Source organism: Candidatus Erwinia haradaeae (assembly GCF_900698935.1).
Taxonomy (GTDB): Bacteria; Pseudomonadota; Gammaproteobacteria; order Enterobacterales; family Enterobacteriaceae; genus Erwinia_E; species Erwinia_E haradaeae_D.
This window is the reverse complement of sequence record NZ_LR217715.1, coordinates 680,101-695,698: the sequence shown is the minus strand read 5'-3', so window position 1 is coordinate 695,698 and position 15,598 is coordinate 680,101. Positions and strand designations below refer to the sequence as shown.

The 15,598-nt window shown below is 38.3% G+C and carries 7 protein-coding genes and 1 pseudogene; 4 read left to right on the top strand and 4 right to left on the bottom strand.

Going from position 1 to position 15,598, the window contains the following annotated elements; all coding sequences use genetic code 11:
• Window positions 1-1,030 precede the first annotated feature (1,030 nt).
• The 4 genes and pseudogenes from miaA (at window position 1,031) to hflC (ending at window position 5,614) form a co-directional block, all read left to right on the top strand.
• Window positions 1,031-1,987 carry a tRNA (adenosine(37)-N6)-dimethylallyltransferase MiaA gene (miaA, locus tag ERCIKOCA2762_RS02160; protein WP_157988563.1) on the top strand — a complete coding sequence of 319 codons (957 nt, stop codon included), beginning with the start codon at window positions 1,031-1,033 and terminating at the stop codon, window positions 1,985-1,987.
• A gap of 98 nt (window positions 1,988-2,085) precedes the next feature.
• A pseudogene (gene hfq / locus ERCIKOCA2762_RS02155) lies at window positions 2,086-2,304 on the top strand (RNA chaperone Hfq); the annotation flags it as partial.
• A 1,070-nt stretch (window positions 2,305-3,374) separates the two neighbouring features.
• Window positions 3,375-4,640 carry an FtsH protease activity modulator HflK gene (hflK, locus tag ERCIKOCA2762_RS02150; RefSeq protein ID WP_157988561.1) on the top strand — a complete coding sequence of 422 codons (1,266 nt, stop codon included), beginning with the start codon at window positions 3,375-3,377 and terminating at the stop codon, window positions 4,638-4,640.
• 2 nt (window positions 4,641-4,642) lie between these two features.
• The gene (gene hflC, locus ERCIKOCA2762_RS02145) at window positions 4,643-5,614 is read left to right on the top strand and encodes a protease modulator HflC (protein ID WP_157988560.1); all 972 of its coding nucleotides are present in this window, start codon (window positions 4,643-4,645) and stop codon (window positions 5,612-5,614) included.
• A gap of 60 nt (window positions 5,615-5,674) precedes the next feature.
• Here the strand turns inward: hflC and dapB are convergent, their stop codons facing one another.
• From dapB to rplL, 4 genes are all read right to left on the bottom strand, one after another.
• Window positions 5,675-6,493 carry a 4-hydroxy-tetrahydrodipicolinate reductase gene (dapB, locus tag ERCIKOCA2762_RS02140; protein WP_157988559.1) on the bottom strand — a complete coding sequence of 273 codons (819 nt, stop codon included), beginning with the start codon at window positions 6,491-6,493 and terminating at the stop codon, window positions 5,675-5,677.
• 65 nt (window positions 6,494-6,558) lie between these two features.
• Window positions 6,559-10,788 carry a DNA-directed RNA polymerase subunit beta' gene (gene rpoC / locus ERCIKOCA2762_RS02135; RefSeq protein WP_157988558.1) on the bottom strand — a complete coding sequence of 1,410 codons (4,230 nt, stop codon included), beginning with the start codon at window positions 10,786-10,788 and terminating at the stop codon, window positions 6,559-6,561.
• An 85-nt stretch (window positions 10,789-10,873) separates the two neighbouring features.
• Window positions 10,874-14,902 (bottom strand): DNA-directed RNA polymerase subunit beta, encoded by a 4,029-nt coding sequence (rpoB, locus tag ERCIKOCA2762_RS02130; RefSeq protein ID WP_157988557.1) that lies wholly within the window; start codon window positions 14,900-14,902, stop codon window positions 10,874-10,876.
• A gap of 309 nt (window positions 14,903-15,211) precedes the next feature.
• Window positions 15,212-15,580, bottom strand: a complete 369-nt coding sequence (gene rplL, locus ERCIKOCA2762_RS02125; protein ID WP_157988556.1) for a 50S ribosomal protein L7/L12 — start codon at window positions 15,578-15,580, stop codon at window positions 15,212-15,214.
• Window positions 15,581-15,598: the final 18 nt, after the last annotated feature.

The window sequence follows — 15,598 nt, the reverse complement described above, 5'->3', positions numbered from 1 at the left end:
GCCACGGAATGCTATTGAAACATTATATTTTTTTTTGATAATTGAATAAGTATTGAAAAGATTAAACTATAAAAGTTATCCATTATACGTAATGATACGAACTGATATTAAACCTATATTATGGTCGTAGCACTATCTAGGATGCTTAGTTTGAGTAAACATCATTTAAAATCATGGATCAGGTTTTATAAATTCATGCTACCATGCCATTTTAAGTTTTTGAAAAGTGTTATATGAACAAGAGCGCATTCAATATTCCATCAGCCAGTTTTTTATCCATGCATATGTTATGAGAAGCATTATGTGCCATTATGTTGTGTAGTTATAGTGAAGGGTAACATATGTCATCAGTATACAAATAGCGTCAACTTTCTGTTGCAACTAAAACAGTGATAGTAGATTTATTATTCATTATAAAAGATATATAATATCATTAAGAGATTCTTCATTCTAAGAGTTAAGAAGATGTGTACGATAGTGTAGCATTACAGTAATCAGATACACTATTTAGTGTTAGTGTTAGTGTTAGTGTTAGTGTTAGTGTTAGTGTTAGTGTTAGTGTTAGTGCTAGATATGCGCATAGTTTAGAGACGTATGTCAATCACATTAGATTGCCACTAGAAGTGTAATCTAAAAGACAAGGAGTAGTAAATTGTATGTTTGAGTGCTCCCTAAGAATCTAATGGCATTCAAATAAAATGATGGCGTATCTCCAAGAAGTCTTGTTCTTGCACTCCATAACCAAACTGAGATTTATAAGATGAGTTAAATGCATGATATATTGGTATTTCACATTATGACATCGATCAGTACTTGTATGTATATGGTATAAATCTATCTATTGTAGAGATAACGGTGTTTCAGATTTTTATCTGATAAGCTGAAAATATTTTACAAAATATAAATGTAATCACTTATTCATAATCTATCGGTGCTTTAGAAGACATGAAAAGATGTAAAAATATTGGAATAGCTGAATCTGTTAGATATTTGAAGTCATGCAGATTAGGAATGATAGAAATGTGAACAAATGAATAAACGATCTATGGACGCCTATCCAGCGGCCATTTTTTTAATGGGCCCTACCGCGTCTAGTAAAACTGAATTAGCACTGGCTTTGCGTCAAGTCGCTCGAGTAGAACTTATTAGTGTAGATTCCGCTTTAATCTACAAAGGCATGGATATTGGAACCGCAAAACCCCCTATAGAGAAGGGGGCTGTTTCATCTCATCGTTTGGTAGATATTCGAGACCCTTCAGAGGTATATTCTGTTGCTGAGTTTCGTCGTGACGCTATAGTCGAGATGGAAAAAATTACTCAAAGTGGCTATATCCCTTTGTTAGTCGGAGGTAGCATGCTTTACTATAAGACCTTAGTAGATGGATTATCGTCTCTTCCCTCTTCTAATCTACTAGTACGTCAGAGAATTCAAAGCATCGCAAAAAAAATGGGATGGAAAGTATTACATGAGACATTATGTCATATAGATCCTATTGCTGGACAACGAATTCATTTTAATGACGCACAACGCCTCTCTCGTGCATTAGAGGTTTTTTTTATTACTGGTTGTACGCTCACTGAGTTAACTAAGATTCCAAAGGAATCATTACCCTATAATATTTTTGCGTTTGCTATAGCACCGAAAAATCGTTCACTTCTTAGCCAGCGGATTGAAATGCGCTTTAGTCGTATGTTGCAGATGGGATTTGAAGATGAAGTGCGAGTTTTATTTGAACGAGGTGACTTGTATTCTCATATGCCTTCTATACGATGTGTAGGATATCGCCAAATGTGGTGTTATTTATCCGGGATAATTGACCATCCAACTATGATTTACCAAACTGTCTGCGCTACTCGACAGCTAGCTAAGCGACAGATGACTTGGCTACGTAACTTGCAAATGGATATACACTGGCTAGATAGTGACAATCTTTATATTGCTTTGGAAACAGTATTAAAGATATTGAAGGAAACGATAAATCAATAATAGATTATGCAAAAAAAATAGTGTTTGTAAAACTACTTATGGTCGTTTTCACATATTATAATAATATATAAACCACGTATACACTAAGGAAAGAAATAATGCCCAAAGGACAATCATTAGAAGATCCGTTTTTAAATGCAATACGTCGTGAGCGGGTGTTAGTTTCCATTTATTTAGTCAATGGGATAAAGTTACAGGGTCAGATAGAATCATTCGATCAGTTTGTTATTTTGTTAAAAAATACAGTAAGTCAAATAGTGTATAAACATGCAATTTCTACTGTAGTGCCAGCTCTCTCTATTTCTTCCCACTATAATAGATAAAAATAAACTACTGACATGATGATTTCAGTATAAGTCATAGAGTGTGCTTGTAAAAGCTAAAAATATCCTGAGATCAAGAAATAAATATATTCACATATATTTAACACCTTCTAATCAGAGCAATATGACATCATATATATTTAGAGCAATGATATTTTACAGAAACGCATGGTTATTAGAAATAATAGTACGTCTTGTTAGTTTTTATGTGATATACATGTGGTAATTGCGAACAATTAATTGTATGATTTTTACATATATTACAAACGATTTATTTCTATATTTTATTGACAATAGGGTAATATAATTTAATGACAATTAATCAATGTTTGTAAAAGCATAGTGCGTTCACACCATGATAGACGACTCATCATAAAATATTTAATAAAACATATTATTGATATGACTTCGTGATCATAAGTATAATTATAAGTGATAGATGGTATTGGTCAGACCACTGTCTCATTAGTCATGAATTAGAGAGTCATGTGTCTATGTCATATTGCTACTCTACGCCAATCTGTATTAAATTTAATTCACATCAAATCAAAATAGACACGAGGTATGTTAGTATATTAGAGGATATTTAATAGTTGATCTCACACATGATACATTAAACAACAATATTAGTAGATATGCTATCTCAGGATCGCTTAGTTATTAATTAGATGATGAGAATGTTTGTAGCATTTTTGTGTTGGATAGTATGTCTAGGATGCATGGTATAAGTTATACACGTTCATACTAAAATTCAAAATAATATTAGGAGTGGGTTTTTTTATTGCGTATAATTTCATCGTATGTGGTATTACAAAAATATGCAATATAGAGATTGTTCATGTTTTCCAAATACCTTAAACATGACTCCACTGTATTTAAGTGCGAATGTTGACGACCACTCAGTGGGTTTCTGAAATTGAAACATGCAAAAAACTTCTTAACTGTCTCACGAAGATTCGATTGTAATATAGGTTTTATACGTATTAATTTGAAGTATTATATGAAGTTAATATTTATCTATCTGCTGACATTAACGAAAAAACATAATAAATGGAGTATTAAGTATGGCTTGGAATCATCCTGGAGATAACGGACAGGACAACAATCCGTGGGGGGGCAGTCATCATAAAGGTGGAAATTCCACAGGAAACAAAGAAGAATATGATAGCCAGACGCCTTACTGGGATGATTTTCTCCGTAAGTTAAGCCATAATATTATCGGATTAGGGGGTAATAAAAATGCAGGCAATCGCAAGGAACCTCCTATCATTGGGACTGTAGAGCGCCTGATAGGAATTATAGTGATGGTCTTAGTCAGTGTTTGGGTGATGGTTGGTTTTTATACCATAAAAGAAGCTGAAAGAGGCGTGATTACGCGATTTGGGAAGTTTAGTCATATAGTGTACCCAGGATTAAATTGGAAACCAGTTTTTATTGATCACGTACAGGCAGTCAATGTTGAAGCTGTGCGTGAATTATCTGCTTCTGGAACTATGCTAACTGCAGATGAGAATGTAGTGCGTGTAGAAATGAACGTGCAATACCGGGTTACGAATCCGGAACGTTATCTGTTTTCTGTAAATAATGCTGATGATAGTCTTAGGCAGGCTACTGATAGCGCTTTGCGTGGCGTTGTTGGACGATTAACTATGGATCGTATCTTAACGGAAGGTCGAACTGTAGTCCGCAGTAAGACGCAAAGTGAGCTAGAGGAAACGATTAGTTTATATGACATGGGAATTACTTTGCTTGATGTAAATCTGCAGGCTGCACGTCCTCCAGAGGATGTAAAAGCAGCATTTGATGATGCTATAGCTGCCCGTGAAAATCGTGAGCAAGTCGTACGTGAAGCTGAAGCTTATGCTAACGACAAATTACCTCGTGCGCGTGGTGATGCACAGGGTATTTTAGAAAAAGCGCGTGCTTATAAAACACGTGTAACATTAGAGGCACAGGGCGAGGTAAATAGCTTTTCACGTATATTACCTGAATATAAAGCAGCACCACAAATTACGCGGGAGCGCTTATATATTGAAACTATGGAACATGTCTTGGGTCATACAAGAAAGGTATTAGTCAATAATCAATCTAATAATCTATTAGTATTACCCTTAGATCATGCTCTCAGCACACAGAATAATAAAGAAAATAACACATCTCAATGTAATAGCAATAAGTCTCAGACGATTCCGTCCGCAGAAGATGCTAATAACTATAATAGGCAGATAATTAATCATAATAGTATTAAAAAATTTCATTCAAACGATATTGCAGATGCTCGTCGAGCGAATTCTCAACGCACTAACGCCTTTAGTAAGAGAGGGGAGTAGTAATGCGTAAATCATTTATTTTTATGTTTGTATTTTTAGTATTGATAAGTGCCTCACTGTGTATTGTACAAGAAGACCAGCGTGGTATCGTAATGCGGTTTGGTAAAGTGCTACGAGATTCTTCTGGTCAACCATTAGTATACATGCCAGGCTTGCACTTTAAGATTCCGTGCCTAGAATCAATGAAGCTATTAGATTCACGTATTCAGACTATGGACAATCAGGCAGATAGATTTGTTACAAAAGAGCAAAAAGATCTTATTGTTGATTCGTATATAAAATGGCGTGTTAGTGATTTTAGTCGTTATTATCTTGCGACTGGCGGTGGTGATATTTCACAGGCTGAAGTATTGCTAAAACGTAAGTTTAGTGACCGATTACGTTCGGAATTTGGTCGTCTAGATGTGCAAGATATTGTTACTGACTCTCATGGTAGACTTACCACTGATGTGCGTAATGCTCTGAATACCGGTAGTGCTAGTGCAGATAATTTTGAAGAAACCTTCTTACCGATAGCTGACAAGGAGCATGATGCCGTATCGTCTATTAATCCAAACAGTATGGCAGTTTTGGGTATCCAGGTGATTGATGTACGTATTAAGCAAATTAATCTTCCAACTGAAGTATCTGATGCCATTTATGCGCGTATGCGTGCCGAGCGTGAGTCTGTCGCGCGTAGCCAGAGGGCTCAAGGTGCAGAGGAAGCGGCCATAGTAAGGGCGCAAGCAGATTATACCGTAGAGCACACTCTGGCAGAAGCACGTCGTCAGGCGTTAATTACCGAGGGGGAAGGCGATGCAGAATCCGCTAAGTTGTTTTCTGATGCATTTAGTAAAGATCCTGATTTCTATGCTTTTTTACGTAGTTTACGTGCTTATGAAAATAGTTTTAAAAATCAGCAAGATATAGTAGTATTGAGCCCGCAAAGTGATTTTTTTCGTTTTATGAAGCATCCTGAGACTGTCAAACGGTAAGTCAGTATTTTTTGCTATCTTGTTTGTGTTATATTTTAATTTTTTATTTTTAGTGCAGTACTATATATGATGCCAATTTAATATATCAAGCATATTAAAATATCCTGTTTTATGATTTTTTACCCATAAAGCTGATTTTAAAGCACCTTTTGCAAACGCCATACGAGTGGAAACTTTATGGCTAATCTTCACATATTCGCCAATATCAGAAAATAGTGCTGTATGTTCTCCTACTGTATCTCCACATCGGATACTAGTAAACTTAATTTTTTGCTGTAAACGTGGAGCAACTGATTGATCGCTTGAATAGATTGCGTGTTGATTGAAATCCCAGTGCATAGCCCTCGCAATAGCTTCTCCTATTACGAGGGCAGTGCCGGATGGTGAATCTATCTTTTCACGGTGATGCGTTTCAAGAATATCAATGTCTGCATGTTCCCCAATCATTTTTGCTGCTTGACCTGCCAGTTTCAGCATGATAGTAGCACCTATACTAAAATTAGAAGAACATACAATAGCTATATCTTTCGCTGTATTCTGTATGATGTCATATTCAGTTGTATTAAATCCTGTCGTACCGATGATCATTGCTTTTTTGTATTTTTTGCATAACGCAAGGTACTTTAAAGTACCTTGCGGTCGAGTAAAATCAATTAATACATCAAAGCTATCTGCTACTTGATCAACTTGATCGGTGATCTTAATGCCTGTAATACCACTTCCAACAAGTTCACCAGCATCGCTTCCAATTAGTAATGAGTTTGTGTTTACTATGGCGGCACCCAAAATAATTTCTGGGATGTGCATAGTAGCTTTAATTAATTTTCGCCCCATACGTCCATCTGTACCTGTAATAGCTACGCGAATCGTTTTTTTCATAAAAATGTTACTCTTAATTAATCTATCTATTCATTATACATGATGTTAATATACAATGATCATAATCATGAGTCATGAGTACATTTATCTGTGCTTGCATTGAGCAATTCAGTTAAGCTAGCAGCAGCTGAATCAGCAGTAATATGTTGTGCGCTATTATGTGCATCATGTATTTGGTTTTTTCGTATTCTGTCTTGATGGTATGAATATCCAGTACCGGCTGGAATGAGTCTGCCTACGATAACATTTTCTTTTAAGCCACGCAGTTCATCATGTTTACCCGCAACAGCTGCTTCAGTAAGTACACGTGTGGTCTCTTGAAAGGAAGCGGCAGATATGAATGATTCGGTAGCCAAAGAGGCCTTAGTGATGCCAAGTAGGTTTCGTGCAAAAGTTGCGGTTGTTTTACCACTTGCTTCTAATGCTCGATTAGCAATTCTAACACGCGAGAATTCAAGCTGTTCGCCATGTAGAAAGTCAGAGTTTCCTGGACTGTGGATTGTCACTTTGCGTAACATTTGACGAACAATTACTTCAATGTGTTTATCATTAATTTTTACGCCTTGTAAGCGGTATACTTCCTGTACTTCATTGGTAATATAACGAGTGACTGCGTGCACACCTCTTAAGCGCAGAATATCATGCGGTGATTCTGGCCCATCGGAAACAACGTCTCCACATTCTACATGTTCGCCTTCAAATACGTTTAGTTGTCGCCATTTTGGGATCATTTCTTCGTAGGGATCATTGCCATTTATTGGCGTAATTACGAGGCGACGCTTACCTTTTGTTTCTTTACCAAATGATATGATACCACTAATTTCTGCTAAAATTGCTGGTTCTTTAGGACGACGTGCTTCAAAGAGATCAGCTACACGAGGGAGCCCGCCAGTAATATCTTTAGTACCAACAGATTCTTGTGGTACACGTGCTAAAATATCTCCTGCGCTAATTTTCATTCCATCTTCTAACTGAACAATCGCTTTCCCAGGAAGAAAGTATTGAGCTGGTATGTCGGAACCAGAGATCATGACATCTTGATTGTTGCTATCGAGTACCTTGAGCGCTGGACGTAAATCTTTACCGCCTGTTGTGCGTTCAGAGCTATCGAGTATCACGAGAGAAGATAAACCAGTTAGTTCGTCAGTTTGACGAGTAATCGTCAGACCATCCACTATATCTGTAAATCGGACAAAACCGCTGACTTCAGTAATAACCGGCATGATATGTGGATCCCAATTTGCTACTATTGTTCCTGCCAAAACTTGTTCATGAGTACCTTTTTCCATGGTGGTCCCATAAGGAATTTTATAGCTTTCTTTAGTTCTTCCGAATTCGTCGATTAATTTTAACTCAGTATTACGTGAAGTAATAACGAGTTTGCCCTCTGAGTTGGTGATTGACTTGGCGTTAATTAATTTTAGTGTGCCTTTATTTTGAACTTGAATACTTGACTCTGCTGCCGCACGTGATGCTGCTCCGCCGATATGAAAAGTACGCATTGTGAGCTGTGTCCCTGGTTCCCCTATAGACTGAGCTGCAATGACACCAATAGCTTCACCTTTATTAATAATGTGACCGCGTGCAAGATCTCTTCCATAGCAGTGTGCGCATACACCAAAATCAGTTTCACAACTGACTACTGAGCGTACTTTAAGGCTATCTACTGAATACTCTTCCAAGATATCGCATTGTTGTTCATGTAATACAGTATTACGTGATAAGAGGACAGTCAGAGTGCCTGGCCGTAACACATCTTCTGCAGTTACACGACCGAGTACGCGTTCTCGGAGCGGTTCTTTCACATCCCCACCTTCAATGACTGGAGTCATGAGAATTCCTTCGTGTGTACCACAATCATCTTCAGTTACAATAAGGTCTTGTGCCACATCTACTAGGCGACGAGTAAGGTAACCAGAGTTAGCAGTTTTCAGCGCCGTGTCCGCTAAACCCTTACGTGCGCCGTGTGTAGAAATAAAGTATTGTAGTACATTCAGACCTTCACGAAAATTAGCAGTAATGGGTGTTTCAATGATAGAGCCATCGGGTTTAGCCATCAAACCCCTCATTCCAGCTAATTGACGAATTTGTGCTGCAGAACCTCGTGCTCCAGAGTCAGCCATCATGAAGATATTATTGAAGGAAGTTTGATGCTCCTCGAGACCATGACGATTTGTCACTAGTTCGGTAGAAAGGTTTTCCATCATCGCTTGAGCAACGCGTTCATTTGCTGCTGCCCAGATATCAATAACCTTGTTATAGCGCTCTCCGGCAGTAACTAATCCAGACTGAAATTGTTTTTGTATTTCAGCGACTTCGGTTTCTGCCTCATGGATGATATCTATTTTTTTCTTAGGAATAACCATGTCATCAATTCCAACAGACGTCCCAGAACGTGCTGCATAGGTAAATCCAGTGTACATAGTTTGATCTGCAAAGATAACAGTGGGTTTTAATCCTAGAATGCGATAGCAGGTGTTCAACATTTTAGAGATAGCTTTTTTCCCAAGCGTTTGATTCACAATAGAGAAAGGTAAACCCTGAGGTACAATCATCCACAAAATAGCGCGACCAATAGTGGTATCTACTATGCTTGTTTTAGATATCAACTGATCGTGGTCGTTTTTTTCATATTCAGTAATACGCACTTTGACGCGAGCATGTAATGCCGCTAGGCCTGTGCGGTATACGCGCTCTGCTTCTGTCGGACCCCCTAATATCATTCCTTCACCCTTGGCATTGATGCAGTCTCTGGTCATGTAATACAAACCCAGGACTACGTCCTGCGATGGCACAATGATTGGTTCTCCGTTTGCAGGCGACAGGATGTTATTAGTGGACATCATAAGCACACGTGCTTCTAATTGCGCTTCCATAGTCAGAGGTACGTGCACTGCCATCTGATCACCATCAAAGTCAGCATTGTATGCTGCACAAACCAACGGATGTAACTGTATAGCTTTACCTTCTATTAGAACTGGTTCAAATGCTTGTATGCCTAAACGGTGTAAAGTAGGTGCACGATTTAATAATACTGGGTGTTCGCGGATCACTTCGTCTAAAATATCCCAAACCACTGATTCTTCTCGCTCTACCATTTTTTTAGCTGCTTTAATGGTCGTAGCTAGACCACGTAGTTCTAATTTTCCATAGATAAATGGTTTAAATAATTCTAGTGCCATTTTTTTTGGTAAGCCACATTGATGAAGATGTAAACATGGTCCTACAGTAATAACTGAGCGACCAGAGTAGTCCACGCGTTTTCCAAGAAGATTCTGACGAAAACGACCTTGTTTTCCTTTTATCATGTCTGCTAAAGATTTGAGAGGGCGTTTATTGGAACCAGTAATTGCACGGCCGCGACGCCCATTATCCAGCAAAGCATCAACAGCTTCTTGTAACATTCGTTTTTCATTACGTACGATGATATCTGGTGCTGCTAAATCTAATAAGCGTTTCAGACGATTATTGCGGTTAATAACTCGACGATATAAGTCATTGAGATCTGATGTTGCAAAACGCCCACCATCCAGTGGTACGAGAGGACGTAAGTCAGGTGGTAATACTGGTAAAACATTTAAGATCATCCACTCTGGTTTGTTGCCAGATTGGATAAATGCTTCAAGAAGTTTAATACGCTTAGTTAGTTTTTTTCTCTTTGTTTCTGAGTTAGTCTCACTGAGCTCAATACGTAACTGTTCACATTCTTTATTTAAATGTATATTTTTTAATAATGTTTGAATCGCTGCTGCGCCTATTGTAGCCTCGAATTCATCACCAAATTCTTCTAGAGCATCAAGATATTGTTCTTCACTAAGTAATTGATTTTTTTCAAGACTTGTCATACCACTTTCAATTACAACGTAAGATTCAAAGTACAATACCCTTTCAATATCACGTAACGGCATATCTAATAATAGACCAATGCGTGATGGAAGTGACTTTAGGAACCAGATATGCGCAGTTGGTGAAGCTAGTTCGATGTGCCCCATTCTCTCACGACGCACTTTGGTTTGTGTAACTTCAACGCCACATTTTTCACATATTACACCACGGTGCTTCAGGCGTTTATATTTACCACACAGACATTCGTAGTCCTTTACGGGACCAAAAATGCGTGCACAAAAAAGGCCATCTCGCTCAGGTTTAAATGTACGATAATTTATAGTTTCTGGTTTTTTTACTTCACCAAAAGACCATAAACGTACGGTATCAGGTGATGCTAATGCAATTTTAATTGCGTTAAATTCTTCAGCTTTAGTCTGTGTTTTTAGTAATTTTATTAATTCTTTCACGTATGAGCTCCCATCAGGCAAAACTACTCAGGGACACCAGAAGCGCTCTGAGCATACCGTAACTGGTACAGCAGAGGCCAGTTAATTACTCGTCTTCCAGATCAATGTTAATACCCAAGGATCTAATTTCTTGCAAGAGGACGTTAAAAGATTCTGGCATACCTGGTTCCATCTGATGGTTGCCATCAATAATATTTTTATACATTTTTGTACGACCATTAACATCGTCGGATTTTACAGTGAGCATCTCTTGTAGAGTATACGCAGCGCCATATGCCTCTAATGCCCACACCTCCATTTCACCAAAACGTTGACCACCAAATTGTGCTTTACCGCCAAGAGGTTGCTGAGTTACAAGGCTATAAGAACCTGTGGAACGTGCATGCATTTTGTCATCAACTAAGTGATTAAGTTTTAGCATATACATATATCCTACAGTAACTTTGCGTTCAAATTTTTCACCACTACGACCATCGAATAGAGTAATCTGACCGGAAGAAGGTAGCCCGCCTAATTCTAAGAGATCTTTAATCTCGCTCTCTTGTGCACCATCAAATACTGGGGTTGAGATAGGCATTCCATTCCGTAGATTTTCTGCTAAGCAGACTATTTCTTTATCTGTGAAAGTATCTAAGTTAACATTTTGTCGTATATTAGTGCCAAGGTTATATGCTTGTTGCATAAATTCACGTAATTTAGAGATTTCTGATTGCTGTGTTAGTAGCATGTTAATGTGGTCCCCAATCCCTTTCGCAGCCATGCCTAGGTGGGTTTCGAGAATTTGACCAATATTCATACGTGATGGTACGCCAAGCGGGTTGAGCACAATATCCACCGGAAGACCATGTTCATCATAAGGCATATCTTCAATTGGGTTAATTTTCGAAATAACGCCTTTATTACCATGACGTCCAGCCATTTTATCACCAGGTTGAATTTGACGTTTAACAGCTAAATATACCTTTACAATCTTTAATATACCTGGTGCTAAGTCGTCTCCTTGTGTAATTTTTCGTCTTTTATCATTTAATTTTTGTTCAAAGTCGTTTTTTAGTTCGTAATATTGATTGGTGAGCTTGAGAAGTTGCTTATTTTTATCTATGTCGGTAATACTAAGCTCTAACCATTTAGATCTTGGAAGGGTATGTAATATTTCTTCTGCAATTCCATTGGCTATAAGAATCTGTTGTATTCGGTAAAAAAGACTATTTTCCAGTATTTTTAGTTTTTCAGAGAGGTCTTTTTTTGCATTTTTCAGTTGTATTTCTTCAATATCTAAAGCTCTTCGGTCTTTTTCTACGCCATCACGAGTGAAAATTTGTACATCTATAACAGTGCCAGAAACACCATTCGGTACACGAAGGGAAGAGTCTTTAACATCTGATGCTTTTTCGCCAAAAATAGCCCGTAGTAATTTTTCTTCAGGTGTCAACTGAGTTTCACCTTTAGGTGTTACCTTTCCGACAAGAATGTCACCCCCAGTCACTTCAGCCCCGATGTATACAATTCCACATGCATCTAGTTTAGAAAGCGCTGCTTCACCTACATTGGGAATGTCAGCGGTAATTTCTTCCGGGCCCAACTTAGTATCACGTGACACGCAGGCTAGTTCTTGAATGTGGATACTAGTAAATCTATCTTCTTGTACTACGCGCTCAGAGATTAAAATGGAATCTTCAAAATTGTATCCGTTCCATGGCATAAACGCAACACGCATGTTTTGACCCAGTGCTAATTCACCTAAATCAGTAGCTGGACCGTCAGCTAGTACGTCACCGCGCTCAATTACTTCACCGAGATTTACACATGGCATCTGGTTAATGCAAGTATTTTGATTCGAACGAGTGTATTTTGTTAAGTTATAAATATCGATACCAGCTTCATTGGCATATATTTCATTTTCATGTACTTTGACAACAATGCGTGAGGCATCTACGTATTGAATGCTACCACTACGCTTGGCTACAGCAGTGACACCAGAGTCCACAGCAACAGCACGTTCCATACCAGTACCAACGAGTGGTTTCTCAGCTCGTAAAGTTGGCACTGCTTGGCGTTGCATGTTAGCACCCATTAATGCACGATTAGCGTCATCGTGTTCTAAAAACGGAATTAAGGAAGCGCCTACTGACACTATTTGTTGAGTCGAGACATCCATGTAGTTAATTTGATCACAGCTAAATAAACTAGATTCACCATGGTTACGACAAGTTACAAGATCATCAATGATACGACCTGAGTCATTAAGATTTGTATTAGCTTGAGCAATGACATAGTGACCTTCTTCAATCGCTGAAAGGTAATGAATTTCATTTGTAACAATTCCATTGTGTACTCGACGATATGGTGTTTCAAGAAAACCGTATTCATTGGTTTGTGCATAGACAGATAAAGAGTTTATAAGGCCTATGTTTGGACCTTCTGGTGTTTCAATAGGGCATACACGACCATAGTGGGTAGGATGTACATCTCTCACCTCAAAACCCGCACGCTCACGTGTGAGTCCGCCAGGACCAAGGGCAGAAATGCGACGTTTATGTGTAATTTCAGACAGAGGATTGTTTTGGTCCATAAATTGAGAGAGCTGACTCGATCCGAAAAATTCTTTAATAGATGCGGAAATTGGTTTAGCATTGATCATATCTTGAGGCATGAGAGTATCTAGATCTCCCAAGGAGAGACGCTCTTTTACTGCTCTTTCTACACGTACTAAACCAACGCGAAATTGATTCTCAGCCATTTCTCCCACAGAACGAATGCGACGATTACCAAGATGATCGATGTCATCAATCTCACCGATACCATTCCGGATTCCGATCAGTTTTTGTATTACTTGAATAATGTCTTCTTCACTCAAAACACTAGCGCCTATGAGTGCTTCACGTTTTAGAGAACGATTAAACTTCATACGACCTACCGTAGATAGGTCGTAGCGCTCTTCAGAGAAGAAAAGATTCTCAAATAAATTGTGAGCCGCTTCATGTGTTGGGGGCTCACCAGGACGCATCATACGATATATCTCTAATAGAGCACTTATACGATCGTAAGTAGGATCAATACGCATGACTTCAGAGATATATGGACCATGATCTAAATCATTTGTAAAAATTGTTTCTAGTGTTTTATGTTCGGATTTTTGTAATCGTACTAATAAATCTAATGATAAAGGCATATTTGCTGCAATAAGAATCTCACCAGTAATGGTATCAATATAATCTTTAGCAACTATTTTACCAACGATGTATTCAGGTGGTACGGCAATATAATTCACTTTATCTTTTTCTAAATGACGAATATGACGTGCAGTAATACGGCGTCCCTTTTCTACATATATGGTGTTTTTCGATTCAATATCAAAGGATGCTGTCTCTCCACGCAGCCGTTCTGGTATTAGCTCCATTTGTAATTGATTGTTATAGATATGATATACTACTTTTTCAAAAAATAGGTTCAGGATCTGCTCGGTATTATAATTAAGGGCTCTTAGAATAATAGTAGCGGGAAGTTTTCGACGTCTATCAATTCGGACAAATAGATTATCTCTTGGGTCGAATTCAAAGTCTAACCATGAACCACGATATGGGATGATACGTGCATTATAAAGTACTTTACCTGAGGAGTGTGTTTTGCCTTTATCGCTATCGAAGAAAACACCAGGGCTGCGATGAAGCTGTGAAACAATAACTCTTTCTGTCCCATTAATAATAAAAGTACCATTATCGGTCATAAGTGGGATTTCACCCATATATACTTCTTGCTCTTTAATGTCTTTCACGGTACCTTCTGGGGCTTCCCGTTCATAGATGACCAATCGTAGTTTTACACGAAGAGGCGCAAAGAACGTGATACCTCGAATTTGGCACTCGCTCACATCAAAGATAGGTTCACCTAAACAGTAGCTAACATATTGTAGCTCAGCGTGAGCGCTATAGCTTTGTATAGGGAATACAGAACGGAATGCTGCTTCCAGGCCATAGTGACCTTTGGGATCTTGTTTAATGAATTTCTGGAAAGAATCAATCTGGATAGAAAGGAGATAAGGAGTGTCCAGAACTTGTGGACGCTTACCAAAATCCTTACGAATGCGTTTTTTCTCGGTATAGGAGTAAACCATAGGGTTCCTCAGCTTTCTAAAAATAGAACCTTTTCTCCGTCCATGGGGATAGTTCTTTAATGCTGTTTGAATGATTGAAATAGCTGATCATTTGTTTTTATTTCTTCTTCTCTCTACTCTTCAAGTATTATGTGTGCTTTTAATAGAAGCGAAACTCTGAATATAGAGAAAGACATATTAAGGTAGCCAATGACTAACAGATATGGAGTATTACTGAATTCTGTATAGATCAAGCATACTGGTGGGTCACGTATAGCCAGTCACGCATTTATTATATGCCATGATCTGGTTTTAACCCACGCAGTGACTTTATCTCACTTCCACAACTGCGCCTGCTGATTCTAGTGTTTTTTGTAAGGCTTCAGCTTCATCTTTTGTGATACCTTCTTTTAAAGAAGTAGGTGCAGATTCCACTAGATCTTTAGCTTCCTTCAGACCTAATCCAGTAGCACTTCTCACTGCTTTAATGACAGCGATTTTATTTACACCAATGGATTTAAGTATCACGTCGAACTCAGTTTTTTCTTCTACTTCGTCAGGATCATTTGTAGGGCATACCGCAGGATATGCAGAAGCGGAGACTCCAAATTTCTCTTCCATCGCAGAGATCAAGTCAACAATTTCCATCACAGACAGAGCTGCAACGCCTTCAATAATTTGGTCTTTAGTGATTGACATCTCAATATTCCTAAATGC

Bases quoted from the DNA above. Each gene is read 5' to 3' on its own strand.
- hflC (WP_157988560.1), top strand. From the start codon at position 4,643: ATGCGTAAATCATTTATTTTTATGTTTGTATTTTTAGTATTGATAAGT.
- rpoB (WP_157988557.1), bottom strand. From the start codon at position 14,902: ATGGTTTACTCCTATACCGAGAAAAAACGCATTCGTAAGGATTTTGGT.
- hflK (WP_157988561.1), top strand. From the start codon at position 3,375: ATGGCTTGGAATCATCCTGGAGATAACGGACAGGACAACAATCCGTGG.
- miaA (WP_157988563.1), top strand. From the start codon at position 1,031: ATGAATAAACGATCTATGGACGCCTATCCAGCGGCCATTTTTTTAATG.
- rplL (WP_157988556.1), bottom strand. From the start codon at position 15,580: ATGTCAATCACTAAAGACCAAATTATTGAAGGCGTTGCAGCTCTGTCT.
- dapB (WP_157988559.1), bottom strand. From the start codon at position 6,493: ATGAAAAAAACGATTCGCGTAGCTATTACAGGTACAGATGGACGTATG.